This is a genomic window from Chryseobacterium sp. 7, from assembly GCF_003663845.1.
Lineage (GTDB): Bacteria > Bacteroidota > Bacteroidia > Flavobacteriales > Weeksellaceae > Chryseobacterium.
Genome location: NZ_RCCA01000001.1, coordinates 1446334 through 1472985 on the forward strand (window position 1 = coordinate 1446334; position 26652 = coordinate 1472985).

23 protein-coding genes and 2 pseudogenes are annotated in these 26652 nt (G+C 36.1%); 18 read left to right on the plus strand and 7 right to left on the minus strand.

Annotated features, from left to right (window positions below; genetic code table 11):
- Window positions 1-79 precede the first annotated feature (79 nt).
- From CLU97_RS06635 to CLU97_RS06645, 3 genes and pseudogenes are all read left to right on the plus strand, one after another.
- Window positions 80-1071 (plus strand): annotated as a pseudogene (locus tag CLU97_RS06635) (isoaspartyl peptidase/L-asparaginase family protein).
- 191 nt (window positions 1072-1262) lie between these two features.
- Complete coding sequence (locus CLU97_RS06640; RefSeq protein ID WP_121487224.1) at window positions 1263-1817, plus strand: hypothetical protein; 555 nt, start codon at window positions 1263-1265, stop codon at window positions 1815-1817.
- A gap of 18 nt (window positions 1818-1835) precedes the next feature.
- A complete protein-coding gene (locus CLU97_RS06645) occupies window positions 1836-2498 on the plus strand; it encodes a copper homeostasis protein CutC (RefSeq protein WP_121487225.1) in 663 nt (220 codons plus the stop codon).
- Between the two features lie 128 nt (window positions 2499-2626).
- Here the strand turns inward: CLU97_RS06645 and CLU97_RS06650 are convergent, their stop codons facing one another.
- Entirely contained in the window at window positions 2627-3394 is a 768-nt protein-coding gene (locus CLU97_RS06650) for an IS5 family transposase (protein WP_121486240.1), read from the minus strand.
- 179 nt (window positions 3395-3573) lie between these two features.
- Here CLU97_RS06650 and CLU97_RS06655 point away from each other — a divergent pair, with 179 nt between their 5' ends.
- From CLU97_RS06655 to CLU97_RS06680, 6 genes are all read left to right on the plus strand, one after another.
- On the plus strand, window positions 3574-3960 hold the full coding sequence (locus CLU97_RS06655) for a GxxExxY protein (RefSeq protein WP_121487226.1): 387 nt from the start codon (window positions 3574-3576) through the stop codon (window positions 3958-3960).
- Window positions 3953-6421 carry a beta-mannosidase gene (locus tag CLU97_RS06660; protein WP_121487227.1) on the plus strand — a complete coding sequence of 823 codons (2469 nt, stop codon included), beginning with the start codon at window positions 3953-3955 and terminating at the stop codon, window positions 6419-6421. Before CLU97_RS06655 ends, CLU97_RS06660 begins: the two co-directional genes overlap by 8 nt.
- Before the next feature lie 132 nt (window positions 6422-6553).
- Window positions 6554-7462: an AEC family transporter gene (locus tag CLU97_RS06665; RefSeq protein ID WP_121487228.1), complete on the plus strand. Its 909-nt coding sequence runs from the start codon at window positions 6554-6556 to the stop codon at window positions 7460-7462.
- Window positions 7463-7688: 226 nt separating this feature from the next.
- Window positions 7689-10136 carry a primosomal protein N' gene (priA, locus tag CLU97_RS06670; protein ID WP_121487229.1) on the plus strand — a complete coding sequence of 816 codons (2448 nt, stop codon included), beginning with the start codon at window positions 7689-7691 and terminating at the stop codon, window positions 10134-10136.
- A 161-nt stretch (window positions 10137-10297) separates the two neighbouring features.
- The gene (dacB, locus tag CLU97_RS06675) at window positions 10298-11767 is read left to right on the plus strand and encodes a D-alanyl-D-alanine carboxypeptidase/D-alanyl-D-alanine-endopeptidase (protein ID WP_121487230.1); all 1470 of its coding nucleotides are present in this window, start codon (window positions 10298-10300) and stop codon (window positions 11765-11767) included.
- Window positions 11768-11850: 83 nt separating this feature from the next.
- A complete protein-coding gene (locus CLU97_RS06680; protein ID WP_121487231.1) occupies window positions 11851-13782 on the plus strand; it encodes a M1 family aminopeptidase in 1932 nt (643 codons plus the stop codon).
- Between the two features lie 68 nt (window positions 13783-13850).
- Here the strand turns inward: CLU97_RS06680 and CLU97_RS06685 are convergent, their stop codons facing one another.
- Complete coding sequence (locus tag CLU97_RS06685; RefSeq protein WP_121487232.1) at window positions 13851-14729, minus strand: cupin-like domain-containing protein; 879 nt, start codon at window positions 14727-14729, stop codon at window positions 13851-13853.
- Between the two features lie 158 nt (window positions 14730-14887).
- Between CLU97_RS06685 and kbl the strand changes: the two genes are divergently transcribed.
- The 5 genes and pseudogenes from kbl (at window position 14888) to gldG (ending at window position 19742) form a co-directional block, all read left to right on the plus strand.
- Window positions 14888-16084, plus strand: coding sequence for a glycine C-acetyltransferase (gene kbl / locus CLU97_RS06690; protein WP_121487233.1), 1197 nt, complete (start codon window positions 14888-14890; stop codon window positions 16082-16084).
- Window positions 16085-16304: 220 nt separating this feature from the next.
- Window positions 16305-16727, plus strand: coding sequence for a hypothetical protein (locus CLU97_RS06695; protein WP_147436458.1), 423 nt, complete (start codon window positions 16305-16307; stop codon window positions 16725-16727).
- A 1-nt stretch (window position 16728) separates the two neighbouring features.
- Window positions 16729-17279: pseudogene (locus CLU97_RS06700) on the plus strand (CopD family protein).
- Between the two features lie 59 nt (window positions 17280-17338).
- Window positions 17339-18067, plus strand: coding sequence for an ABC transporter permease (locus CLU97_RS06705; protein WP_121487235.1), 729 nt, complete (start codon window positions 17339-17341; stop codon window positions 18065-18067).
- Between the two features lie 4 nt (window positions 18068-18071).
- A complete protein-coding gene (gene gldG, locus CLU97_RS06710; RefSeq protein WP_121487236.1) occupies window positions 18072-19742 on the plus strand; it encodes a gliding motility-associated ABC transporter substrate-binding protein GldG in 1671 nt (556 codons plus the stop codon).
- A 70-nt stretch (window positions 19743-19812) separates the two neighbouring features.
- Here gldG and CLU97_RS06715 read toward each other — a convergent pair whose 3' ends face one another.
- The 3 genes from CLU97_RS06715 to CLU97_RS06725 all read right to left on the minus strand — a co-directional run bounded on the left by CLU97_RS06715 (window position 19813) and on the right by CLU97_RS06725 (window position 22138).
- Complete coding sequence (locus CLU97_RS06715; protein WP_121487237.1) at window positions 19813-20478, minus strand: hypothetical protein; 666 nt, start codon at window positions 20476-20478, stop codon at window positions 19813-19815.
- 480 nt (window positions 20479-20958) lie between these two features.
- Window positions 20959-21597: a hypothetical protein gene (locus CLU97_RS06720; protein WP_121487238.1), complete on the minus strand. Its 639-nt coding sequence runs from the start codon at window positions 21595-21597 to the stop codon at window positions 20959-20961.
- Window positions 21598-21709: 112 nt separating this feature from the next.
- Window positions 21710-22138, minus strand: a complete 429-nt coding sequence (locus CLU97_RS06725) for a DUF4268 domain-containing protein (protein ID WP_121487239.1) — start codon at window positions 22136-22138, stop codon at window positions 21710-21712.
- Window positions 22139-22288: 150 nt separating this feature from the next.
- Between CLU97_RS06725 and CLU97_RS06730 the strand changes: the two genes are divergently transcribed.
- From CLU97_RS06730 to CLU97_RS06745, 4 genes are all read left to right on the plus strand, one after another.
- The gene (locus CLU97_RS06730; RefSeq protein WP_121489672.1) at window positions 22289-22696 is read left to right on the plus strand and encodes an RrF2 family transcriptional regulator; all 408 of its coding nucleotides are present in this window, start codon (window positions 22289-22291) and stop codon (window positions 22694-22696) included.
- Window positions 22697-22784: 88 nt separating this feature from the next.
- A complete protein-coding gene (locus CLU97_RS06735; protein WP_121487240.1) occupies window positions 22785-22973 on the plus strand; it encodes a hypothetical protein in 189 nt (62 codons plus the stop codon).
- A gap of 1 nt (window position 22974) precedes the next feature.
- Window positions 22975-23862, plus strand: coding sequence for a sulfite exporter TauE/SafE family protein (locus CLU97_RS06740; RefSeq protein WP_121487241.1), 888 nt, complete (start codon window positions 22975-22977; stop codon window positions 23860-23862).
- A gap of 88 nt (window positions 23863-23950) precedes the next feature.
- Window positions 23951-24241, plus strand: a complete 291-nt coding sequence (locus tag CLU97_RS06745; RefSeq protein WP_047376912.1) for a putative quinol monooxygenase — start codon at window positions 23951-23953, stop codon at window positions 24239-24241.
- Window positions 24242-24325: 84 nt separating this feature from the next.
- Here the strand turns inward: CLU97_RS06745 and CLU97_RS06750 are convergent, their stop codons facing one another.
- Together CLU97_RS06750 and CLU97_RS06755 are read right to left on the minus strand one after the other, a co-directional pair.
- A complete protein-coding gene (locus CLU97_RS06750; protein WP_121487242.1) occupies window positions 24326-25618 on the minus strand; it encodes a T9SS type A sorting domain-containing protein in 1293 nt (430 codons plus the stop codon).
- 196 nt (window positions 25619-25814) lie between these two features.
- A complete protein-coding gene (locus CLU97_RS06755; RefSeq protein ID WP_121487243.1) occupies window positions 25815-26621 on the minus strand; it encodes a T9SS-dependent choice-of-anchor J family protein in 807 nt (268 codons plus the stop codon).
- Window positions 26622-26652 lie beyond the last annotated feature (31 nt).

Here is a 26652-nt window from a genome sequence, read left to right on the forward strand (position 1 = left end):
CTGCAGATCATTTTTCTGTAGTCTTTTTACTTTTCTACCAGCCGGAAAATCGTTAATTTGTAGGCCTAATAAACCTGATATGCAAAGTAGACGAAACTTTATAAAAAAAACCGCTGCAGCTTCCCTTGCATTGGCTGTAAATCCACTAGATTTAATCGCTAAAGACATTCCTGAAACTCCTAAAACGATTAACAAACCCATTGTCCTTTCTACATGGAATTTCGGGCTAAAAGCCAATGAAGAAGCCTGGACAATCCTTGGAAAAGGAGGAAAAGCTTTGGACGCGGTTGAAAAAGGAGTACGTCTCGTAGAGTTGGATCCAAAAGAAAGAAGTGTAGGATACGGAGGCCGTCCGGACAGAGATGGAAGAGTGACATTGGATGCCTGCATCATGGATGAAAATTATAATATCGGTTCTGTTGCATGTCTGGAACATGTTAAAAATCCAATTTCTGTTGCAAGAGCCGTAATGGAAAAGACCCCCACGTAATGCTGGTAGGAGATGGAGCATTGCAGTTTGCCCTTTCACAGGGATTTAAAAAAGAAAATCTTCTCACTCCCGAATCGGAAAAAGAATGGAAAGAATGGTTAAAAACCAGCCAGTATAAGCCAATTGCCAATATTGAAAACCACGATACGATAGGAATGATTGCTTTGGATGCTCAGGGAAATCTTTCCGGAGCCTGTACAACCAGCGGAATGGCATTCAAAATGCATGGCAGAGTAGGAGATTCTCCAATTATCGGAGCAGGTCTGTTTGTAGATAATGAAGTGGGAGCCGCTACAGCAACAGGTCATGGTGAAGAGGTGATAAGAACTGTAGGAACTCATCTTGTGGTTGAACTGATGAGACAAGGCAGAAATCCACAGGAAGCCTGTAAAGAAGCCGTTGAAAGAATCGTAAAGATTACTCAGCGAAGAAACAAAAATCTGAAAGATATTCAGGTAGGCTTCATCGCCATCAATAAACAGGGAGAATATGGCTCTTACTGTATTCAGGACGGATTCAACTTTGCGGTGTATGACCAGAAAGGTAACCGCCTTGAAAAACCTGAATTTGCTTTAAAATAATTGTATAATAGAAGCAATAAATAGCCAGAGTTATAAATAAACTTTATCGGAGATAAAATCCTTGCGCCCTAAAAGAATGCTACAGGAAAAATCTTTGTGTTATTCCAACAAAAAATAGCAAATCAATAGGAATTTAGCCCATTTAAACAAATCAACGACATCTATTGGCTTTAGCCAAACATAAAATAAACATGAAAAGAACGATAATCGCTTCCTTATTTCTCATCATTGCATGTAAGGAAGAAAAGAAGGAAATTAAAATAGCCGTAGAATCACCTCAAATAGAAGAAAAAGTAATTCAGAATAATCAGTCTGATGAAGCTGAAGCTGCAAAAAAATGGCTGGAAAAAAGTATAGTTGATTATTTTAAAGCCAATATTGAAAACGGAGAAAAGAATTTGCAGAAGATCACTACCAAAGACTATTTTGATTATAAAATGGACGCTATGAATGTTGATCTTGATGTAGACGGAAGTCTTACTCAAAAAGAATTTCAGGATAAATGGAAATCTAAATTTGATACCACCAAAGCAGGTATTGGTATAGGATTTCTCATTCCTGCACAGGATTGGATTAATATTGAAGTAGAAAGCTGTGATTTAAAATCCTCCTCTAAAGATGAATATATCTTCAATGTTGTGTTGAGAGATGATGGTTTTAAAGCACATTATCCATCTGTTGTAAAAGTAGTAAAAGAAAGCGGTTCATTTCTTATAGCAGATGTATTGCAGGATGAACCGAAGTAAAATTAAATAAATCATAGAATGTCAAAAATAGAAATAGCTTGTTTTAACCCTGAATCAGCAGTAATTGCGTTTGAAAACGGAGCAGACAGAATAGAATTATGTGACGGTCTTAGTGAAGGAGGAACTACTCCGGATTTCGAAACCATGAAAAAACTTCGCGAAAAAATTACAATTCCGATATTTGTGATGATTCGTCCCAGAGGCGGAGATTTTACCTATTCTGATTCTGAATTTGAACAGATGAAAAATGATTTGATTCATTTAAAAACTTTACAGGCAGACGGTTTTGTATTCGGAATTTTAGATAAAAATGATGAGGTTAATACAGAACAGAATAAAGCTTTAGTTGAATTAGCTGCACCACTTCCATGCACTTTTCACCGCGCTTTCGATCGTGCTGTAAGTCTGGGAGATTCTTTAGAAAAAGTAATTGAATGCGGCTTTACAACGATCCTTACTTCCGGCCAGAAACCGAATGTATCTGAAGGAAAAGAAAATCTTAAAAAACTGATTGAACTTTCCGATGGAAGAATAGAAATCCTTGTTGGAGGTGGACTTCGTTCATCCAATATTGAAGAAATTAGAGCTGTTACCAATGCCGGTTACTTTCACTCTTCAGCCATTACGGATGGCGGTGCTTTTGCCAATCCGGATGAAGTGATTGCATTGAAGAGCAAGTAATGTAACTGTACAATTGCAATAAATTAAACGCAAAGTTTAAAAATAAACTATATTATAATTTGAGAGAGCAAAGAGTTGCGGCAAAGCCGCTGAAAGCTTAAGAATAAATACATTCGCTTAGAGCCTGTTTAAATTTTATTGAGTAATAATTTTATAGCGGATAATTTGGTCATATTTTCGGAAGACTCATGCAGTAGTTCATAGTTCCTACAAAGCCTTCTGTCATTATCAAACCAAGCAAAAGTTCTTTCTATTACCCATCGTTTACTTACGGGTTTAAACTCTTTTTTAGCTTGTTTTTCTTTATCCCGACTTACCACTTTTACCAGGTATGAATAAAGGCTATGAGCTTTATCTAGAAAATCTCCTCTATAGCCTGCATCAGCAAGAATACACTTGAAATTCATCAGCTCTTCCCTGAGTAATCTAAGCAAAAGCAATCCAGCCTTACTATCATGAATATTGGCTACACAAACCATCACTGCGATTAAAAATCCATTCTTATCTACTAGCACATGGCGTTTTATTCCTTTTATTTTCTTATTTCCATCTACGCCATGAAGACCTCTATTATTGCCCCAGCGTACACTTTGGCTATCCATTATTCCTAAGGAGGCTTCTGCTCGCTGACCCTTTTTTATACGAACTTTCATTCGTAGCTTTTCTAGAATTAAGTCAAAATATCCCAACTCCGTCCAACGGATATAATAGTAATAAACCAATTGCCATTTGGGGAAATCTTTAGGAAGCATACGCCACTGGCAACCTGTTTTTATCAAATACATTAAGGAGTTCCAAATCAAAAGAAGAGGATATTTTCTCTTTCTCTCTTTTAGGTTCATCGTTTTCTTTATATATTGCCACTGGTTTTCAGTTAAATCGGTTGGGTATTTCATTTTTTTTTTTCAAATATCCAACCTCTGAAAGCCTCTTAACAAAATTTTCTACGAAAATTTAAACAGGCTCTTAATCCAATCGATTGAAAATCGATTCTTTCTTAGCTCCCTTAAAATAGTGCATAAAAGAAATAAATACTTTGCGTTTAAATAAATAATTAAAATAAAAACACAAATGAATGACCGAAAACGAATTATCCTACAAAATAATAGGAGCTGCTATAGAAGTACATAAAAACCTAGGAGTTGGTCTTTTAGAAAATGCATATGAAACAGCTTTAGCTTATGAATTAAAGATGTTGGGACTGAATGTTAAGCAACAGTCGTCTTTATCTTTAAAGTATAAAGAAATTTGTATAGAAAATGCCTACAGAATTGACTTGATTGTAGAAGATAAAGTTATTGTAGAAGTGAAATCTATATTGGAGCTACATCCTATTTTTCATTCACAGGTATTGACGTATCTGAAACAGACTGATATAAAATTGGGATTGCTTATTAATTTTAATAATGAACTTATTAAATACGGTATCCACAGAATTGTAAACAAAATTATTGATGAATAGAACGATCCTTTTTGCTTTCCTTTTCACACAGAATATCCTTTCCGCACAGTTTTCACAAAGGAATCTGTCTTCCGAGAACTGGCAGTTCAGAAATTCAAAAGACCAAAACTGGCTTCCTGCGAAAGTTCCGGGAACGGTTCATCTGGATTTAATGGATAACAAGATCATTCCCGATCCTTACAAAGATGAAAATGAAAAGAAAGTACAATGGATAGAAAATGAAGATTGGGATTATCAGACTGCATTTACGGTTTCTTCCGAAGAATTAAGAAATGATAATATTGATATTGTTTTTAATGGATTGGATACATTTTCGGAAATTTATCTCAATGGTAAACTATTGAGGAAAACCGACAATATGTTCCGGAAATGGGAAATTCCGGTGAAGCAATATCTGAGAGCAGGACAAAATACAGTTAATATTAAGTTTAAGTCTGCTGTCAATACCGGAAAGGAATTAGCCAAAAAAGTTCCGTTCACCATGCCGGAATCACCAAGAAGTTTTGTGAGAAAAGCACAATATCAGTTTGGATGGGATTGGGGACCAAGACTGGTCACAGCAGGAGTGTGGAAAGATGTTCAGCTGGAATTCTGGAATAATGCCAAAATTATTACCGTTAAAGACATTCAGAACAGATCTGATAAAGGGGTGAATGATTTACATTTTGATGTAGAAATTGATGTGCAAAATGCCGGAAATTATACTTTAGATCTGAATAAAACCCACCAAAAAGTATCTTTAAAAAAAGGAATAAATACAATATCAGTCCCTTATGCAACAGCCGGGATGAAGCTTTGGCAGCCTAACGGACGTGGTGAAGCTAACCTCTATGATTTCGAAGTAAAACTTTCAAAAGATCAGAAAAAGATTGATGCTAAAAATATCAGAATAGGGTTGAGATCGGTTGAATTGGTTCAGGAAAAAGACGAAAAAGGAAAATCATTCTCCTTTAAAGTCAATGGACAGCCATTATACATTAAAGGAACCAACTGGATTCCGGGAGACAGTTTTTCACCAAGAATGACCAAAGAAAAATACCAGAAACTGATCAGGGACACGAAGGAGGCCAATATGAATATGATCCGTATCTGGGGTGGAGGAATCTATGAAGACGATGAATTTTACAAAGCCTGTGATGAAAACGGAATCTTAGTCTGGCAGGATTTTATGTTTGCAGGAAGTTTTTATCCGGCAGATGAAGCCTTTTTAAATAATGTAAAAGAAGAAGTAAAAGATCAGGTCAGCAGACTTCAAAATCACCCGTCAATTGCCTTGTGGTGTGGAAATAATGAAATTGATGAAGCCATTGTCAACTGGGGATATCAGAAACAGTTCAAATATTCAAAAAATGATTCATTACAGGTTTGGAAAGACTATAAAAAACTTTTCCATGATGTAATTCCCAATGCATTGGCAGAAAACCTGAAATCTGATAAAAATATATACTGGCCAAGCTCTCCATCCATTGGTTGGGGGCATAAAGAAAGCCTTACAGAAGGAGATTCTCATTATTGGGGAGTCTGGTGGGGAGAACAGCCCTTTGAAATTTATAACGAAAAAGTAGGACGTTTCATGTCTGAATATGGTTTTCAGGGCACACCCACTCTTGAAACCACAAAATCCATGTTTTCAGGAACTCAGGATTTAAGCCTTCATAATCCAACCATTAAAGCTCACGAGAAACATGCCCGTGGCTGGGATATTATTAATGAATACCTGAAACGGGATTATAAAATCCCGACCGATTTTGTACAATACCATTACGTTTCACAACTATTGCAGGCAAGAGGAATGCAGATTGCCATTGAAGCTCACCGCCGTGCAAAACCCTATAATATGGGAACGTTGTACTGGCAGCTCAACGATTGCTGGCCGGTGGTTTCCTGGTCTTCCATAGATTACCTCGGAAACTGGAAAGCCTTCCATTATCAGGCAAAAAGAAGCTTCGAATCTGTTTTGGTATCAGTAGCCGAGACTGATAAAAGTTATGACGTTTATCTGATCAGTGATTTATTGAAAGAATTTAAAGCAGACACAAAGTTTGAATTAATTGATTTTAAAGGGGAAACACTTTGGGAATCAAATCAATCAGATGTTATCAATGCGGATGTAAGTAAGAAAATTAGAAGCATCAGTAAATCAGAACTGGCTCAGTTTGATTTGTCCGGAGCTGTTTTAAAAATCAGTTCTCAAAAAGATTCAAAATTTGAAAAACTGTTCTTTTTTAATAAGCCGAAAGATTTAAAGCTTTCAAAACCGGAAATTATAATCAAAAAAATATCACCCACTGAAATTGAAATATCAACGGATATTCTGACGAAAGATGTTTACCTGATAGGAGATACTCATTTCAGTGATAATTTCTTTGATCTTTTACCAGGGACTTCGAAAAGAATCCTACTTTCAAAACCTTTGGATAAAATTGAAGTAATGAGTCTTTGGGAGGTAATGAAGAATTAAAATATAAAAGTTCTCAAAACCTATAAGGTTTAAATATCTTATCCCGCATTAGAAATTCTACTGAAAAAATATAAATTTTACCCTTCCAACTCAAAAATCAGCCGTAAATTTGTACCCTATTTCTTTATAATTATGGTAAATTTTGTTCTGATTGCAGTGTGTATCATTGCAGGAATGATATTCAAAGCAACAAAATCTATCCACCCCGATGCCCACAAAGGTATCAACACCTGGATTCTTTATCTTGCTCTTCCGGCAGTTTCTTTTAAATATCTGCCTAAAGTAAAATGGACAACAGAAATGCTGTTCCCGATTGCAGCCACATTTTTAATTTCTGTGTTCTGCTTTTTCTTTATGATGCTGTACAGTAAGAGCAAAGGATATTCAAGACGTTCCAGAAGTACTTTAGAACTGGCAAGCGGCTATAGCAATACATCATTCATAGGATTTCCTTTAATCAGTGCTTTTTATGGCGAAGGATTGTTGAGTATTGCCATTATCTGTGATCAGACTATGTTTTTTTCCCTTTCCACACTCGGAATTATTGCTGCAGTGAAAGGAGGAAGCAGATCAGGAAAAGTAAGTGCACTATTCATTTTAAAAAGACTTATTACGTTTCCTCCGTTAATAGGATGTATTTCCGCTTTGGTATTGTCGCAGTTCATTGATTTTACCGTGGCAGAACCGTTTTTTGATAAATTAGCTGCAACAGTAAGTCCGTTAGCTTTGTTTTCCGTGGGATTACAGCTGAAATTCAACGGATGGAAAAAACTGATACCACAAATGTCGATGTCTATGCTTTATAAACTGATTCTGGCGCCGGCAATTGTTTTGGGAATGGCTTTGTTATTCGGAATAAAAGGAGATGTGGCAAAAATTACAGTCTTTGAAGCAGCAATGCCTACACTCGTTACCTCAAGTATCATCGCAGAACAATTTAGACTAAATACAAAACTGACCAATCTGATCATCGGAGTCAGTATTATTGTCGGATTTTTTACCTCCGCATTTTGGTACGAGATGACTCAAATCTTTTTTTAACCACAAAAGCTTAAGGTTAAATACTGATTGTGTAAAGTTTACATAATGAAAATCTTCATATTTTTGAACTTATATGTACTTTTATACATAAAGATTGGCACTAAAAGAGTTAGATCTTTTGTGGTAGAACAGGCCTTTAGCCCCAAGTTTTAAATGTCACGAAAGAATTTCTGCAAAGTTGCAGTTCTCTCAGGAAAATTCTAATTTTACACTTTAAATATTTCCCTTGCAGTACGCTCAAATTGTATTACCCCTGAACCTCAAAGGATCTTTTACCTATAAAGTTCCCGAAGAAATGATGTCTGAAATCCAGCCCGGAATGCGTGTGCTGGTACCATTTGGCGGAAAGAAAATCTATACAGGAATTGTATTTGAGCTTCATGATAACGCACCGGAAAACTTTGTGGTAAAAGAAGTCATCAGCATGCTGGATGATCAGCCGATTATGCCTGAAGAACAGATTAATTTCTGGAACTGGCTGTCGGAATATTATATGTGCAGCCTTGGGGAAATTTACAGGTTTTCGTTTCCTTCTTCATTAAAACTGGAAAGTGAAACTTATTTAAAATTAAAACCGGGTGCCGTTGTTGATTTTGAAAATCTGGATGTCAACGAAATGTACCTTATTCAGGCATTGGAAGTACGCCAGCTGATCAATCTTACAGACATTGAAGCTTTTATTCCTAAAAAGGATATTATTAAGACTATCAATTCATTAATTGATCTTCAGTACATTGAGATTGATGAAAAAATTGCTGAGAAATATAAAGCAAAAGAAGTAGCTTATGTAAGAATCAATGATGAGGTTTTGGCCAATCAGAATCTTACGGACATACTTTTAAAATTGAACAGAGCTCAAAAGCAAAAGGATTTGTTTCTTCTTATCTTAGAAAAGCAGACAGAAAACCCTGATATTCCTATTAAAAAATCTGAACTTTTTGAAGACGGTTATTTCGGTAGTTCCCACTTAAAACCTTTGGCAGACAAAGGTCTTGTAGAGGAATACTACATGCAGAAGGACAGAATTGAAAGCTATGACGGAGAAATTGAGGAGCTTGAAGAGCTTTCTGAGCAGCAGAAAACAGCAAAAACTGAAATTGATGAAGCCTTTGAAGAAGGAAAGAATGTTCTGCTTCACGGGGTCACTTCATCAGGAAAAACCCATATTTATTTAGAGAAAATTGATGAATATATCAAAGAAGGGAAAAATGTTCTCTTTTTACTTCCTGAAATTTCTCTGACGAAACAAATTACTCAAAGATTAGAAAAAAAATACGGCAGACAGCTTGGTTTTTATCATCAGAAACTGACAGATTTTGAAAGAGTAGAAGTATGGCGAAGAATCAGGCAGAATGATATCCGTATTTTGATTGGAACCCGTAATGCTTTGTTTTTGCCTTATCAGAATCTGGGACTTATTGTGGTAGATGAAGAGCATGATTCAGCATACAGGCCAAGAGAAGTTTCTCCCTATTTTAATGCTAAAGATGCATCATTGGTGCTGGGTGGATTTTACAATGCAGGAGTGATTTTAGGTTCTGCAACGCCTTCCGTTGAAAGCTATTACAGAGCCCGAAAAGATAAAATGAAATATGTTTTCCTGAATGAAAGATTCGGGAATGTTAATCTGCCGGAATATGAACTGATTAATTTCAAAGAAGCCCAGGAATCTAAAAAGGTTTCCGGTAATTTTTCTTTGAAATTGATTGATGAAATTAAGAAAACGGTGGATGAAAAAAATCAGGCGATCGTTCTGCACAATCGTCGTGGTTATTCCAATGTCATAGAATGTGAGAGCTGTGGTTATGTGAATTATTGCTCCAATTGTGATGTCGTGATGACGTATCACAAGGCTGCTAATGAAATGAAATGTCATTATTGCGGACAAAGAGCTTCCAAACCGAGAACCTGCCCGAAATGTAATTCCGAAAAGCTGAATGAAAGAGGAGTTGGAGTAGAGCAGATTCACGAGGAAGTTTCCAAGCTGTTCCCTGAAAATGAGGTGGACAGAATGGATGTAGACTCTATGCGTAAGAAATTTGCCTACGAAAAGCTGTATGAAAAGATTGAAGACGGAGAAACAGACATTATCGTAGGAACACAGATGATTTCCAAAGGACTTGATTTTGACCATATCGAACTGGTAACCATTCCTAAAGCAGATTCCTTATTATATGTACAGGATTTCAGAGCGGAAGAAAGAGCTTATCAACTGATCACGCAGGTTTCAGGTAGAGCGGGAAGAGTTTCCGGGAAAGGGAGAATCCTGATTCAGACCTATAATCCTGAACATTCTGTATTTCAGCTGATTAAAATGAATAATCCTGCCAAGATTTATAAATATATTCTTACAGAGCGTCAGAAATTTCATTATCCGCCCTTTACCAAGCTGATTATGATTGAAATGAAGCACAGAAAGGAAGATAAAGTAGACCGTGCTTCTCAGTTTCTGGGCTCCATTCTTAGAAAATATCTTCCGGAAGATTGTGTTTTAGGGCCGGAAAGAGCTCAGATTGCAAGGCTGAATAATTTGTACCAATTCCAGATTATGCTGAAGCTTCCCCGCGGTAAAAACTATGAGAAATTCAAAAATAGGGTTTTGATAAGTTTGAAAGAATTTGATGAAATCACTGCTTATCAAAGCATTAAAAAAGATGTTTTTGTGGATTTTTAACAATTTTTAACAAACTTTACACTCTTTTATAAGACGCTGGTAGCTCGTTGTATAACAATAATTTCTACTTTTGGACGTTGATTAAGTGTCTGACTTTTTAATTAAATGATTTAACCTCTCATTTTTTATAGAGTCAAAGCTATAGAACTAAAAGAAGATAGATGGTAAATTTCAGAAAATATTTTTCAAGTGCGGCGGTGTTGGCTTCTGGTTTTTTCCTGGCTCAATCTACCGTTTCTACCGTTCTTTATTCTCAGAATTATGACAGTCAGAAAAGCAGCTTAAACCTGCCTTCACCCGTTAGTACGATGGTGGAGAAAACTGTGCTGTCAGCAAAAGAACTGGTAGACATTAACGTAAACACAATGATGGCGGATCCTGTGCTGAAAAACGCAAGCTGGGGATTCGTAGTGTACGATCCGAAAACGAAGAAAGTAATCTCTTCGTACAATGAAAACACTCCTTTAGTACCTGCTTCTACTACAAAGCTCCTTACAACGGAAACAGCTTTAAACCTTTTAGGTGAGAACTACCGTTGGATGACGCAGCTTGAGTATTCAGGAACGATAGATGAAAATGGAGTTTTAAATGGAAATCTTTATGTAATAGGAAGCGGTGACCCGTCTTTGGGAACCAATAAAGCTGGTGCTGCATCTTACAGAGATATTATTTCAGATTTCGTAGGCGGAGTTTCAAGAGAGGGAATCAAAAAGGTAAATGGTGATATTATCATTCAGACAGCGCTTTTCAAAGGCAATATTTCAGTGCTTCCGGAAAATGTTGTATGGTTGGAAAATAATAATTATTATCTGCCTGCAGGAAGTACCCGAGATATTAACCCGGCCAACGAAAAGCTGATTGTTAAAAAAGGAAGCTTCTCTACAGACAAGAAGTTTTTCTATGTTTCTCCTTATAATCATCAGATGGTATATGCTGATAAATATGAAGGAAACGGAGTTTTAACGACCAAAATTCCTGATGCTCCAGCATTTCTCGCTAACTCTTTCAGAACCACATTGGTGAAAAGCGGAATTCCTGTTACCGGAAAAGTAACTCCGAAAATGACAGATTCAGCTCCGGAAGGAAGAAAAATGCTTTCGGCATATAAATCTCCAACTTTAGGTGATATTATTTATTATACCAATCAGCACAGTGATAACTCATTAGCCGAAGCTTTATTAAAAACTGCGGGTTATCAGAAAATGGGTGATCAGACTTCAGAATCTGGAAGAATTGTGGTGACAAACCACTTAAGAGAGGCAGGTTTTGATATGAATGGTCTTAATTATATGGATGGAAGCGGACTTTCAAGAAGCAATAATGTAACTCCTATATCCCAGGCGAAATTTCTTACCTCGCTGATGGATCAGAAGTATTACAGATCTTATCTTACTTCGCTGCCGGTTGGAGGACAATCCGGAACTTTAAAAAGAATGTTCATTGGAGAAGGTAACGGACAGGTTTTTGCAAAAACCGGAACTTTAAACAAAGTAAAAACATTAGCAGGTTATCTGAAAACAAATTCCGGGAAAACATTAGTGTTCTCCTTAATGGTGAACAACTATGCCGGATCGGTAGACATGGTGAAAAAGAGAATGGAAAAAATTCTTGAACCGGCACTGGATCTTTAAAAATATTTTATTTTATATATTATAACAGCCTTTTAATCATTGATTAAAAGGTTTTTTTTATATTTGATTAAATTTTTCTAAACATGACAAAATTGTACCTGTTGGTGTTGGGTTTTGTATTATTTCAGCCATTTTATGGCCAGAAGTATGAGCAAAATACCGATATGAAAGGATTGATCGAGAAAGAGAAAAAATCCTTTACCCAGAAAATGAATATTGGGAATACGAATCCCAATACATTAAATTATGACTTGCAGTATCAAAGGATGGACGTGAGCCTGGATCCTGCGGTATATAATATCTCCGGATCGGTAACTTCGCATTTTAAGCCTAACCAAAGTATGGGAAGTATTTATTTTGATCTTTCCAATTCTTTGACCGTTTCTCAGGTGAAATATCACGGTACTAATATTACCAGCTTTCAACAGCTTCCATCAAAAGAGCTGAAGATTGATTTCCCGGCTTCTATTCCTGCCAATACATTAGATTCTCTTACGATTTATTATGCAGGAGCACCAACTACCGAAAACGATGCATTCAGAACATCACTTCAGGGCGGAACTCCGGTTCTTTCTACTTTGAATGAGCCTTATGGAGCACAGGACTGGTTCCCTACAAAACAAAGTTTGAATGATAAAATTGAAAGATTTGATTTTAAAATTACAACTCCATCCAATTACAGCGTAGCAGCAAACGGAAAGTTGATGTCTGAAACTTTTCCAACAGGATCTACAAAGCTTACTTTTTGGAGAACTATGTATCCTACAGCAGCATATTTGATTGCTTTGTCTATCACTAACTTTGTGAAACTTACTGATACAATGGGCAATCCTCCGTTTCCTTTTATCAACTATATCTACCCTTCTACCAATTCAAATGCAACCAGTGTATCGAATATTAACTGGACAAAGCAGGTGATGGATACTTTTGAAACCTATTTTGGCTCTTACCCTTTCCGTAATGAAAAATACGGCCATATGGAATTTATGTATGGAGGAGGGATGGAGCATCAGACCATGTCCTCAATGGGAGCGTGGAGCAAACAGCTTATTGCTCATGAGCTTACTCACCAGTGGTTTGGAGATAAAGTGACCTGCGGTGCATGGAACGATATCTGGCTGAATGAAGGCTTTGCTACTTTTGGAGAGCATGTTGCCAATGAAAAACTATTGATGCCCAATACAGATTTTCTAAACTATTTACAGGGGCAGTCCAGCTTTATTACGGGAAGTGCAGGTGGTAGCGTTTATGTACCTGCCAGTGGGCTTAACAGTATCGGCAGAATATTTGACAGCAGACTTACCTATGCTAAAGGTGGCTATGTACTAAGAATGCTGAAGTGGATTTTAGGCGATGCCGCTTTTTATCAGGCACTTAAAGATTATCATGCAAGACCAAATCTGGCTTACAGCTATGTACGTACTTCAGATTTTAATGCTTCTTTGCTTCAGTCTACCGGAACAGATTTTACAGAATTTTTCAATGACTGGATCTATGGAGAAGGTTATCCTACTTACAATATAAAATGGATGCAAAGTGGTAATCAGGCCGTATTCAAAGTTTCTCAGACGCAGAGTAGCCCTACAGTAAGCTTTTTTGAAATGCCTTTGCCTATAAAAGTAACCGGAACAGGTGGTCAGACCGCTTATCTGGTTCTTAACAATACTTCCAATAACCAATATTTTCTTCAATCGGTAACTTTTCCTATTGCAAGTGTTCAGTTTAATTATGAATACCAGATTATTGAGAAAAACTCTACAGTTGCTCAGGATAATACGTTAAGTGTTTCTTCCGTTGAAAAAGAAAGCTTTGGGTTATACCCAAATCCAGCCAAAAATGAAATTAATCTGAAAGGTCTTAACAGAGCAGCAGATTATACTATTCATGCTATAGATGGTAAACTGGTAGGAAAAGGGACTTATCAGCCGGGTAAGGCAATTGGGATTTCAGAATTGGTTCTGGGGGCATACTTTATTACCATTAATGAAAAGAATATTAAATTTATCAAGCATTAAAATGACAGAAAGTAAACGATAATTTTTTACTTTTTCAAAAGTCAATTGTACTATAAACAAAGAAGCTTTCATATTTGAAAGCTTCTTTGTTTTCTTGCAGCTCTGGCCCCTCTTTTTCTGGCTGTTTTTACTTTATATTCAAACCATTTTTCTTTGAATATTCTCCGCATGAGATTATCAAAATGCCTGGTAATGACTAAGTTTTTAAAGCCACGCCATTTTTCAAGAGCGCTCGAAGGAAGTGCCCTCACAGATATAGAGTAACCTTCTGTATCATATTGAATATAATGCCACCATCCGGAAGGAATGTAAAGGGTTTCTCCGGGGTGAATAATTGCTTCATAACCATTCAAATAGAGTAGTGCCGGATATTTCCTGTAATCCGGATTTTTTATCTGAGTAAGACTGTGAAAATTATAAGGCAGTTTATACATAAAATCAGACTGTTCCCACGGGAAAAGCCATACCCTTTTGATTCCCTGAAATTGAATGATGAAAACATGTGACATGTCAATATCAATATGATTTCTGGTTACAGAACCTTCACCACCAAAGAACATAAAAGGCAGCCATTTTAATATTTTCCCGTTCGTAACATCGTTGTAGATGATATCATTCTTGAGTTCAGGTTTTATTTTTAATAGATTAAATAAGAAAAGTCTGTGTTCAGTAGGGCCAGACTGGATCAAATCAAGATATTCCGAAAATGTGGATTGTGCTATGGGATCACTCGCTACCCTGTCCAGAGAATCAAGTTCACTGCCATATATACTGACCACATGATCGCCTGCAATTTCTTTGAAATACTCGTAGTTCCACTTTTTGAAAGCTGGACTTTCCGGATGAATAAAGTTCTCAAGAATAATAGGAATTCCTGGCTTCATATGTTTATTAATGAACGTTTCTGAACTTATTTGCTTTATTTTTTGTACCGGCTGTAGTCTCATGCATTAAAATTTTAAACAAATATAAATATTATCCCACTAAATTTGTAGACTAATAATGTTAAAACTGAAATCTCTACTGATTTTTTAGAATTAAACTGATAAAAGGTTTTATTTTACTGCCTTTTTAGTAAATTAGCACATCTAAAAAATTACCAAAAATGATCTCTGAAAAATACCTTCAACATTTACAGAATGAACTTCAGAATATTGAGAATGACGGACTTTACAAACGTGAAAGAATCATTACCTCTCAACAAAGTGCAGAAATAGAAGCCAACGGAAAAAAGCTTTTGAACTTCTGTGCCAACAATTATCTGGGATTATCTAACCATCCGGAAGTAATGAAAGCTTCTCAGGATATGATTCAGTCTCATGGTTACGGGATGTCTTCTGTACGTTTTATTTGTGGAACACAGGATATTCACAAAGATTTGGAGAAAAAAATTGCTGATTTCTTAGGTCTTGAAGATACTATTCTTTATGCTGCAGCATTTGATGCGAATGGGGGAGTTTTTGAACCTTTGTTTACAGAAGAAGATGCTATTATTTCAGATGAATTAAACCACGCTTCAATTATTGATGGTGTTCGTTTGTGTAAAGCAGCGAGATACAGATATAAAAACAATAACATGGCTGACCTTGAAGCTCAGCTGATTGCTGCTTCTGAAAAAAATCACCGTTTTAAAATCATCGTTACAGACGGAGTATTCTCAATGGACGGAATTGTGGCAGACTTAAAAGGAGTTTGTGACCTTGCCGATAAATATGATGCTTTGGTAATGGTAGATGATTCTCACGCAACAGGTTTCATCGGGAAAACTGGTCGTGGAACTCACGAAGCAAATGAAGTAATGGGTAGAGTAGATATCATCACTTCTACTTTAGGAAAAGCTTTAGGTGGAGCTTTAGGTGGATTTACTTCCGGTAAGAAAGAAATCATTGATATGCTGAGACAACGTTCAAGACCTTATCTGTTCTCTAACTCTCTGGCACCTGGAATTGTAGGAGCCGCTTTGAAAGTATTGGATATGATTTCTGATGATACATCTCTTCGTGATAAAGTAATGGAAAATGCAGAATATTTCAGAACGGAAATGAAAGCGAAAGGTTTTGATATTCCGGAAGGAGATGCTGCTATTGTTCCGGTAATGCTTTACGACGCACCGCTTTCTCAGAAAATGGCTGAAAAGCTTATGGATGAAGGTATTTATGTAATCGGATTCTTCTATCCTGTAGTACCGAAAGGAAAAGCGAGAATCAGAGTACAGTTATCTGCAGCTCATACAAGAGAGCATTTGGATAAGGCTATTGCTGCATTTGAAAAAGTTGGAAAAGAGTTAGGAGTGATCTCTTAATCGTTGAATTGGTTACAATAATGAAAATATAATGTTCGGCTCGGGCAGCTTCGCTGCCCCGAGCCGAACTATTTTTTATAGAAATCTGTTTTTACTTATATTTTCCTGATCAAAAGAAAATTATTTTTAACAATTAGATAAAAACTTATCTTTGTGCCTGATTAAAATTGATATGTTTTTAAAATCCAAATATCAGGTTGTATTTTCGAAACCAAAGAAATTGATACTGTATAAAATTGAAGAGAGTATATTTCATGGCTTTCCTGATTATAATGGTAAAAAATTTAAAGGTGAAGTGACTGATAATGGATTTGAAGTAAAAGTAATGGGAAATGAATACTTATCTTTTATAGGAAAGTTTGTTTCAGAAAAGAATGATGAAGAAAATCTTGAATTATCGGTTGGAATAAAATATTTTGATCTGCTTATTCTTGTTCTTCTTTCTGGAATTTTTGTTCCTTTTTATACAGATGAAAATTCAGGAACAAAATACGGAATTATGTTTGTCTGTCTTGGGCTAATTATTTTTATGGGATATTCTTATTATAATAATTCAAAGAACATGAAAAAGATTTTTTTTGATGCATTGAAAAATTTCGACCAGGACTGTAAAATTACTTCTATCAATAAATTTATTTATTAAAATGCTTTATACAATAATCAAAGCGCTGCACATTATTTTTATGGTAAGCTACTTTGCTGGAATTTTTTATCTCGTGAGGATTTTCGTTTACTATAAGGATACCGATGAATTTCCGGAAGAAAAAAGAAAATTCTGAGAGAACAGTATACCTTTATGGCCAGAAGACTGTGGAATATTATCACTGTTCCTGCGGGAGTAATCATGGCAGTTTGCGGATTGGTCATGATCTTTTTAAATCCGGGGCTGATGAAAATGGGGTGGTTTCATTTGAAACTTACTTTCCTTATCGGGCTTGCAATTTACCATTACTGGTGTTGGAAAAAAGTTCTTCATTTAAAAGTATTGAACGGAAATACACTACCCATTGCCAATATCAAACTGAGACAGGCTAATGAAATTGCCACTTTCATTCTGTTTCTGGTAGTATTTACGGTTATTTTAAAATCAATGGTGATCGAATACTGGTGGCAATTAATTGCAGGATTTTTCGTTCTTGTATTTCTGATCATGATGACGGTGAAACTGGTTAATAAAAATAAAAAAAACAAATAATTGTTGAGTAGGACGTATGTCTTAAAACATTCATCCTTTTTATATCTTACAAAAAAACTATGATTGCAATTTTAAAGAAAGAACTTTGGAGTTACTTTGGAAACTGGAGTGCGTGGGTGATTATTGCCGCTTTCAGTCTGATAGCAACCCTTTTCCTGTTCTTTTTCGACAACGATTCTAATATTTTTGAGATCGGAATGGCATCGCTTCAGAGCTATTTCGTATTGGTGCCATGGCTGCTGATGTTTATCATTCCTGCACTTTCTATGAAAACTTTTGCGGAAGAACAGCAAACCGGAACCTTAAACTGGCTTTTTTCACAACCATTAAAAGTTTCAGAACTGGTAACCGGAAAATTTCTTTCTGTATGGATTGTTGGTATCTTATGCCTTATTCCTTCATTAATTTACCTTTATACAGTATATGTGCTGGGTGTTCCTGCAGGAAATATTGACCTTGGAATGACCTTTGGAAGCTATCTTGGCTTGATCATGCTAATTGCAGCATTTTCAGCAGTGGGAATTCTGGCTTCTTCATTATCACAGAATCAAATTATGGCTTATTTGCTAGGCGTTTTCATGTGCTTTATCATGTATTTTGGAATCGAACAGCTGGCAAGTTATAAACTATTGGGAGGAGCAGACTTTATCCTTCAGAATATCGGTTTTTATCAACATTTCTTAGGCTTTACAAGAGGGCTTATTGATTTTAAAGATGTAGCCTATTTTGTACTTGTAATAGGAGCTTCATTAGTATTGTCTAATCATTTTATTAACAAAAAGAAGTAGAATCATGAAGAAGTTCAATGCTAAATCTCCGCTGGGAATTTTCTTAATTGTAATTGTTCCTTTAGTGATTATCCTGACCTATTCGGGAATCAGATTAGATTTAACGAAAGAAAAAAGATATACACTTTCAGATAATACCATCAAAGTTCTGGAGTCCGTTAAAAAGCCTCTGACTGTTGAAGTATACCTGGAAGGTGATTTTCCTGCAAGTTTCAAGCAGCTGCAAAGCGAAACGAAATTTATGCTGGAAGAATTCAGAAAAATTAATCCGAAGATTGATTTTAAATTTATAGATCCGATTAAAACAAAAATGTCTCAGGATACGCTGATGGCAATGGGCATGCAGCCGTCCATTCTTCCGGATGTAAAAGACGGAAAGATCTCACAGATTACCCTTTTCCCATACGCTGTGATCAAATATGGGGATGGCGGAGCTTCTATACCATTAGTAGTACAGCAGGCAGGAATTGATGCGGATCAACAGCTGACAAGATCTATTGAAGGATTAGAGTACAATCTTGTTTCTAACATTAAGAATATTTCAGCAGCAAAAAGAAAAAAAATCGGGATCCTGGTGAATCATGATGAGCTAAATCCGGACGAGTTTCAGGGATTTGTAAAGCTGGCTATGGAAAATTATGATGCAGGACCTATAATTCCTAAAAATCAGACTGAACTTTCCGTAGAAGATATTCCGTTATTGAAGCAGATGAGTGCTTTGGTGATTGCAAAACCAAGAAAAGCCTTTACAGATAATGAAAAGGTAATTCTTGACCAGTACATTATGAATGGCGGAAAAACCCTTTGGATGATTGATGCGGTAAATGCTGAAATGGATACTTTAACAAGGTCTAAAAAAGTAATGCCTTTCCCTGTAGATATCAACATGACAGACTTTTTCTTTAATTATGGAGTGAGAATCAATCCTGCTTTAGTAAAAGACGTTAAAAAGTTTGCCCTTTTAAGACTGGTTACAGGTGAAGTAAGTGGAAATCCTCAGTATACAAGCTTACCTTGGCCCTATTATCCGCTTGGAATTGCTGAAAATAATAACCCGATCACCAAAAATATCAATCCTGTAAAATTTGAATTCCCAACTTCCATTGATACATTAGGAGGAAGAAAGAATATCAAAACAAAAGTTCTTTTCGAGTCCAGCGAGAGAACATTATTGAAACAGGTTCCGAACTATGTAGATCTGAAAGAAATTGCAAGCGTAGACAGTCTTGGACAAATGGAGAAACCAAGTACTCCAAAGATCTTCGCTGTTGCTCTGGAAGGGAAGTTTAACTCTGCATATGCATCAAGAATTGAAAGAAAATCTTACCCTGGATTCAAAGCATCAAGCCCGGAAAACAAAATGATCGTTATTGCAGACGGAGATGTAGGAAGAAATAAAGTGATCAAAGGAAAACCGCTTCCGCTGGGAGTAGATCTTTTAACCAACGAACAGTTTGGAAACGAACAGTTTCTTAGAAATGCTTTAGATTATTTACTGGATGACAGCAACTTAATGGAGCTGAGAAACAGAAATATTGAAGAAAGACTTCTGGACAGACAAAGAATTACTGAAGAGAAATCTACCTGGCAATGGCTGAATTTACTGCTTCCGCTGGTGATTATCGGTCTTATCGGAGGATTGTTTTTCTGGTTAAGAAAAAAGAAATTTGGATAAAATTTAAAACTCCCGGAAGATTTTCTTCCGGGAGTTTTTGTTAATAATATTGAACCTTGTCTTATCGGAATTAATTCAGCTTAATAACTCCTGATGAAGGTGCACCACCACCCGCAGGAGGAGGACCGCCGGCAGAAGCCTGATCGGATAACATACGGTACTGTGATGTTCCTTTTTCAGTTTTGATCGTTCCCGAAACAGTGTACAGATAAAGATCCCCGGAAACAGAATAACTGTTGGCAGAATTGTTTACATAAAAATCAATTTGTACTGTAGACATTTTTTTTGCCATTTCCAGGAAGGTATTCATCAATGTAGTGATCTGAGCTTCAGTAAGCCCTTTTGATTTCATTAAATTCTTTGTTTTTTCATAAGAGGCCGAAGCACCTCCACCACCAAAAAACCAAGTCCATACAGATAGATTAGCGCTCGCTGATGTTTTTTCAAACTCTCTGATTTCTTCTTTGGCGCTGGCATTCAACATACCCATAGCAAGATCATTAAGTTTTTTTACATCCTCGCTGGACATAGCATTGATCTGAAGTTTTGCTTTTATTCTTCCTTCTGTGTGAGCAGGTACCGTGTAAGAAAGTCCTGTAAGCTGGCCCTGTCCTGCCACTTCAATAGAGTAGGACTCTGTGGATGCTCCGGTCAAACTTTCCGGTTGATCAAAAATAACTCTTTGAAAGGGATCGTTAATCCCTACCTCAGTTCTTGTGATTTCAATTGTTTCCATGTTTTTGCTTTTGGTTGTTGATTAGTTTTTACCCGTTATAACGTTATAATGAGTTGGTTTTTTCAGCTTTAGGAAACCAAAGTAACAAAGAAAAAAATAAGAATTTTAGAGTATAAATAACCAAAAACTATTTTGTGTGGAAATACCTAATGATCTGTTTAATAAATGATTGAAGTTGTTTTGTAAAGTAAATAGCAGATATGTTTACAGCTTATCTTGATATTTTCCAACACATTCCAGATTCCGAAAAAAGCATCATTCCCTTTTTTATCAGAAAATTGATATAAGATCATATAATAGGCATTAAAAAAACTGCCCCTAATAAGAGACAGTCAATATTATTTTTCTAAAGATTCAATCTTATGAAAAGATCAATCTTGTAGATATTTATTAAGTTCAGGATTTAATTGCTTCCTGTTTGATAAAAAATAGAGTTCACTTCGATTAATAATTTTTTGAGATAAGTGTTTTTAGTAAAAATTATGACTGATAAGCTTCTTTGGGAAGTAAAGCGGCGGTTCTGTAATAGCTGATGTCAGTAGATATTTTTGCCTGAAGGTCCGGGAAGGTATCGTAATCATAATGGGACCAGTTTTCTTCATGTTCAGGATCTGAAGTTTTGTCTACAGCTAGCTCCAGTTTTCCGTCTTCCTGATAGCTGCATTCTATGGCTGCGTATTTTTCTCCGTTTTCGTCGTGGGTGTACCAGCATTTTATGGTTCTTTCAAGCAGCGGTTCATGGGTTTCGTTGTCTATCACCTGGGAGCAGATGAAGTTTTCAGGGTCGTCCGCTTTGAAAACCGTTTTAGAAATTAAGGGCAGCTCATCTACAGATAGTGAATACAGCTTATTGGTGGAGATCATAAAGCTGTCGGTGGTTTCTTTCTTTTCAATGTCAAAAAAGTCAGATTTTTCCCCGAGGTAAGCCGCTACCTGTGCCTCGTCTTCGTCTTCACTTAGATAGTAATTGATGTTGTAAACACTGTCTTCGTTGATGAATTCAATCTCCTTCAGAAAATCGGAGCCTTCCTCATAATAATACAGATGATATTCATTTAGCTTTACAGCTTTACTTTTGGAGATAACTTCCCCAAAAATGTTTTTGTACACTTTTCTCATTTTTAATCATGTTAGTTTAGTTTCATCTATTAGTTTAAGTGGTGTGGCAAAGATAAGTTTTCTTTTTTTATCTTAAAACTAAGCATGAAATAGTATTTTTTTCGTAAGTATATTAAATATCTTTTATAAAGTCTTCATATTCGTAGTAAAACCTCTCAAAGCCATCCATTTTGTCTATAAAAAACTCGAAAGTTTCCTGCCAGGTATTTTTATTAAAAACAGAAACACCATGTTTTTCTATCCATATTCTGCTGATAACCTTGCCGTTTTCTAAGGTAAAATATTCTTCTTTATGAAAATCTCCAATGAAATCTTTTAAAATATCTTCCAAAGACCAGATCTTCTCGTAGTAGGCATTTCGGAAAATTTCGTCCTTCATTTCAATATCCAGAGAAACTTCTGCTTTTTTGTTGTCTGCAGAAAATTTAAATGCCATATCCTTGATTTTGGTATCATATAGAATCCATTTTCGGGGAAATGATCTTCCAAAAGCAGTCCAAAATTCCTTTTTTAATTGCTGTGCCTCTTGTTTACTGAACATACGGCAAACTTAATGATTTAATGGGAGAAAGACAAAAGTATGGTACTGAAAACCGTAAAATTACGGATAAAGAAATCTGCCTTTTTACCCTTTTATAATTTCATTTTTGTCCTTTTTCAAATATTAAACAATTTTCTTATTTTTGCTGTAATGCTTTCAAAAAAATCTCAATATGCTTTTAAGGCGCTTTCATATCTTGTAGAAAAAAGAAATGATGGCCCGATTCTTATTTCTGAAATTGCGGAACACAAAAAGATTCCTTTAAAGTTTTTGGAAAATATCCTGCTTGAACTGAAAAAAGCGGATATCCTTGACAGTAAAAAAGGAAAGGGTGGTGGATATTTTTTCAAGGAAAAGCCAGAAAATGTGAAACTGGCTAAGATTATCCGCCTTGTTAATGGTCCTATCGCTATGCTTCCCTGCGTAAGTCTGAATTTCTACGAAAAATGTGATGACTGCAATGAAGATCACTGCGGACTTCACGATGTTTTGATAGAAGTTCGGGACGCTTCACTTAATATTCTGGAAAGTAAAACTTTAATGGATCTGGTAGATTAACCTGATCCTTTTTTTTGAATTATTAGTCTACTTATTTTGTAGGATAAATATTTTATCAGATATTTGCACTACTTCAAATGAATAAATTATGATTTCAAAAGAAGAAGCAAACCAATTACAAAAGCTTTCACATTCTGCAATAACAGTAAATTCAGCTGTTGGACTCATTTTATACGGAGAAAAAATGAGATGCTGTTCTGAAAAAGAAATACGGTCAGCTGTTTTTATGGTAAAAACAGCTGTAGATGAAGTAGAATGGGCTAAAAAGATTCTGTGATATGGTGATTTCAAGAAAAATTCAGGTAAGGCTTAATGTCCTTTTTATAACAGCTGCTGTTATATTCATTGCTGTTTTTTCAATGTACGAACTTGGGTATCTGGATGAGCTGCTGAACATTTTAGCAAAAGACAATTATATTTTTTACTGGATGCTTCTGGTAGGTGTTTTTGCAGAAATTGTCGCTGGATCTATGGGAATGGGATATGGTGTCATCTGTACTACAACTCTTATGCTCCTGAATATTCCGCCGCATATTGTAAGTGCCAGTATTCATTCTGCGGAAAGCTTTACGACAGCAGCAGGAAGTCTCAGCCATATAAAACTGAAAAATGTAAGCAAAAGCCTGGTGAAAAAACTGGCAATTCCTGCTGTAATTGGTGCTGTAATCGGTGCTGTATCTCTTACATACCTTGGAGAATATTATTCAAAGATCACCAAAACATTAATTGCCTTTTATACTTTATACCTCGGATTCCAGATTCTGTCCAACGCTTTTAAAGAAAAACAAAGCAAGGCCCTGAAAAGGAAAACCAATCTGACAAGACTTGGAGTGATAGGAGGTTTTATAGATTCTTTTGCAGGTGGAGGATGGGGACCTTTGGTTACCGGGACACTTATAAAAAATGCTTTTACCCCAAGATTCGCGGTGGGAAGTTCTACAGTGGCGAAATTTATCCTTACCATCACTGCTGCGGTTACTTTTTTCTTTACCCTGGGAATTCAGCACTGGAACATTATTCTGGGTCTTTTAATAGGGGGAATTATTACTGCTCCTTTCTCTGCAATGCTTACGGCTAAGCTTCCTGTAAAGAAAATGTTTGTGATTATCGGAACATTGGTGATTGTGATGAGTTCTATAACTATTTATAAATCAGTTTTTAATTAAAAAATAAGTCCGGTGTTGAAAAATAAAGGCATAAAATAGATATTCGGTTTTGAAAATATTTTACTTTTACATCACTAAATATTAGAACATGAATTTACATATCATTGCACTTTTTAAGTTTAATGAAAATTATCTGATGGATGCCGTAGAGCTGTTTCAGAACCTGGTGAAAGAAACAAGAAAAGAAGAAGGCTGCCTGCAGTATGATCTTATTGAGGATAAAGATAATAAAGGAACTTTTTTCCTTATTGAGCTTTGGGAAAGCGTAGAGCACCACAACAGACATAACGGTCAGGATCACCTTTTAGACTTCCGTAAAGATGCTTCCAAAATCATGGAAAGCTCTGCAGAGGTTTACAAAGGATTTAAAATATATTAAAATTTAAAAGAATAAAAGGCGGTTCCAATAGTTTGAAACCGCCTTTTTATTAGAAAAAATAGAAAGTATTAAAATAAAAATATTTTATTTTACGATAAGTTTTTTCGTTTCCGAATGCCCGCCGTAAGTTATTTTTACAAGGTAATTCCCTGAAGTAAGGGTTGAAAGGTTCAGCTCCTGCTTGTAGAATCCTGCCTGATTGGTAAGTTCCTCAGAATATACCTTTTTACCAGTAAGATCATACACTTCCACGCTTCCTTTGTTACTTGCCTTTTCTTTTACATCAAAAAGAACCGTTACTTTTTTATCAGCTGTAGCCGGGTTGGGATAAATACCGAAAGAAGCTTTTTTACCTACTTCAGTAATTCCCAGAGTTTCCGTGATCTTTTTGTATTTGAAATACATATTTCCTGTAGTGGCACCACCGTTGGTTGTGAAGTACATTCTGTAGTAATCGTCGCCTTTTTTAACGTAATATACAACATCATTTTTCACCGTTCCGATACCCTTCCAGGAATGTCCTACTGTCGTAATCGCAGAAGAAAAACTTGTAGTGGCAGGAATTGCTGAAGCTGCTGTTGCCTGGGTTTCCGGCTGAACCATGGCCACTTTTATATTCGGGTTTTGGATGGCTCCTGAAAGTGGATACATCTGTACACCCATATAGAAAGTATAATATTTAGTAAATACAAAATCCCATGCCGCTTTAGATGGTTCTAAACTAGGAACTTTTGCACCTGTATCAAATGAGAAATAATTGAAATAAGAATCATCTGTTCCGTTAGCGATTGTTCTTGTTTCTGTAGCTCCCCATGCGGTACCGTTCCATTTTGAATACCTGAAGGTATATCCTGCAAAAGCATCTTCAATGGCAAATTTAATATAAGTTCCTGAAGCATATTTTAAAACAAAAATAGCCTTCCCCTGAATATGATGATTAACGGGGTTGTATACTCCCCATCCTGTTGATGGAATGTTAGGATTTGAAGAAGTTACAGGGCCTTGCTCAAAAGCACCCTGACTCCAGTCAGTCGTCTGGTCTGGATTATAAAGAGGGGCTCCCCATGAAGCCTCATTGCTGATGCTGATATTATCCCAGTCTGCTAAGTTTGTAGAAGCGGTGAATACTTCAATATCTTTTGCATCATTTACTCTTGATCCGAATGCATAGTTTGAGTTTCTATAAAAAGCAATATCCCAGCTATTGGCAGGTTGAGAAACCATATTACCATCTGCAAGGTTTACAAACACGCGGTTCTGATATCCACCTCCCATTGTCATATTTACCTGTGAGTATCCCAATGCATCAGTTTGTGCCAAAACAGTCTGCTGAACAGACAGTGCCAATGCTGAAGCCAAAAATAGTTTTGTTTTCATAACTTATTTTTTAAATCCTTATTTAGAATGATTCCACAAAAATATATAATTATTTTTAATAAGTCTAAATAAAAACATGATTTTTATCGTGTTTTTATTTTAACTGGCATTTAAAATAGAAAGAAATAGGCACAGGAAAAAGCCGGAAGGAGTAATCCCGCCGGCTTTATAAAGGTCAATAATAGTCTAATAAACCCTATTTCTTGATGAATTTCGACTGAATAAGTTTTCCTTCCGCAGTTTCAATATTCATATAGTAAACCCCTGTCTTAAGGGTGTTGATGTCAAATCTTCTTTCGTTTAGTTTTCCTTCTGCGACTTTACTTCCCGCGGCAGAATAGATCTGGATGTTCTTTGGATCTTTCTTCACGATAAACTCCAATGCACTTTGATCAGCATTCAGTGCAAATCTGAAATTTTCTGTTGCTTTATTATTGTCGGATACCCCTAAAGATGCCGTTGTATTATAAACAACATTATCTACCTGGATAGCAGTGTGTGAAGCTGTTGGGGTAAATTTAAACACAATATATGATCCCGTGGAAGCAGGAATATTTACACTCACATTCTGAACTGTTCCAATAGTAGTTACGCTGATTGGGCTTCCTACAGCAACAAATGTTGCCATATCCGCAGGGTTGGATGCTACTCCTACCTGGATGGTTCCGGTACCCGGAGACTGAACAACTAATGTTGTATCAAAAGTTAATGTTTTATTTCCTGTAGGGGCTTCAATTTGTGGAGTAATCAGATAAGATGATCCGGTAGCATTGTTTCCTGCATAAGACTGAACAGCTCTGTTAGGATCTCCAGCCACAATCATTCTGGGAGGTACAGGAGGAATTTCTCCGGTAATAGGGGCAACGATGGCAGACCATCCAAACTGAGGGAATGTAGTGTTCCCAAGCGTGAAATTGTTGAAATTTTCATTGATGTTAGACACCTGAGCATTTACAGTTAAGGCTGTAAGCATCAGAGTTCCTAAAAGTAATTTTAATTTCATGAGATTATTTTTATTTAGAATTATTCCACAA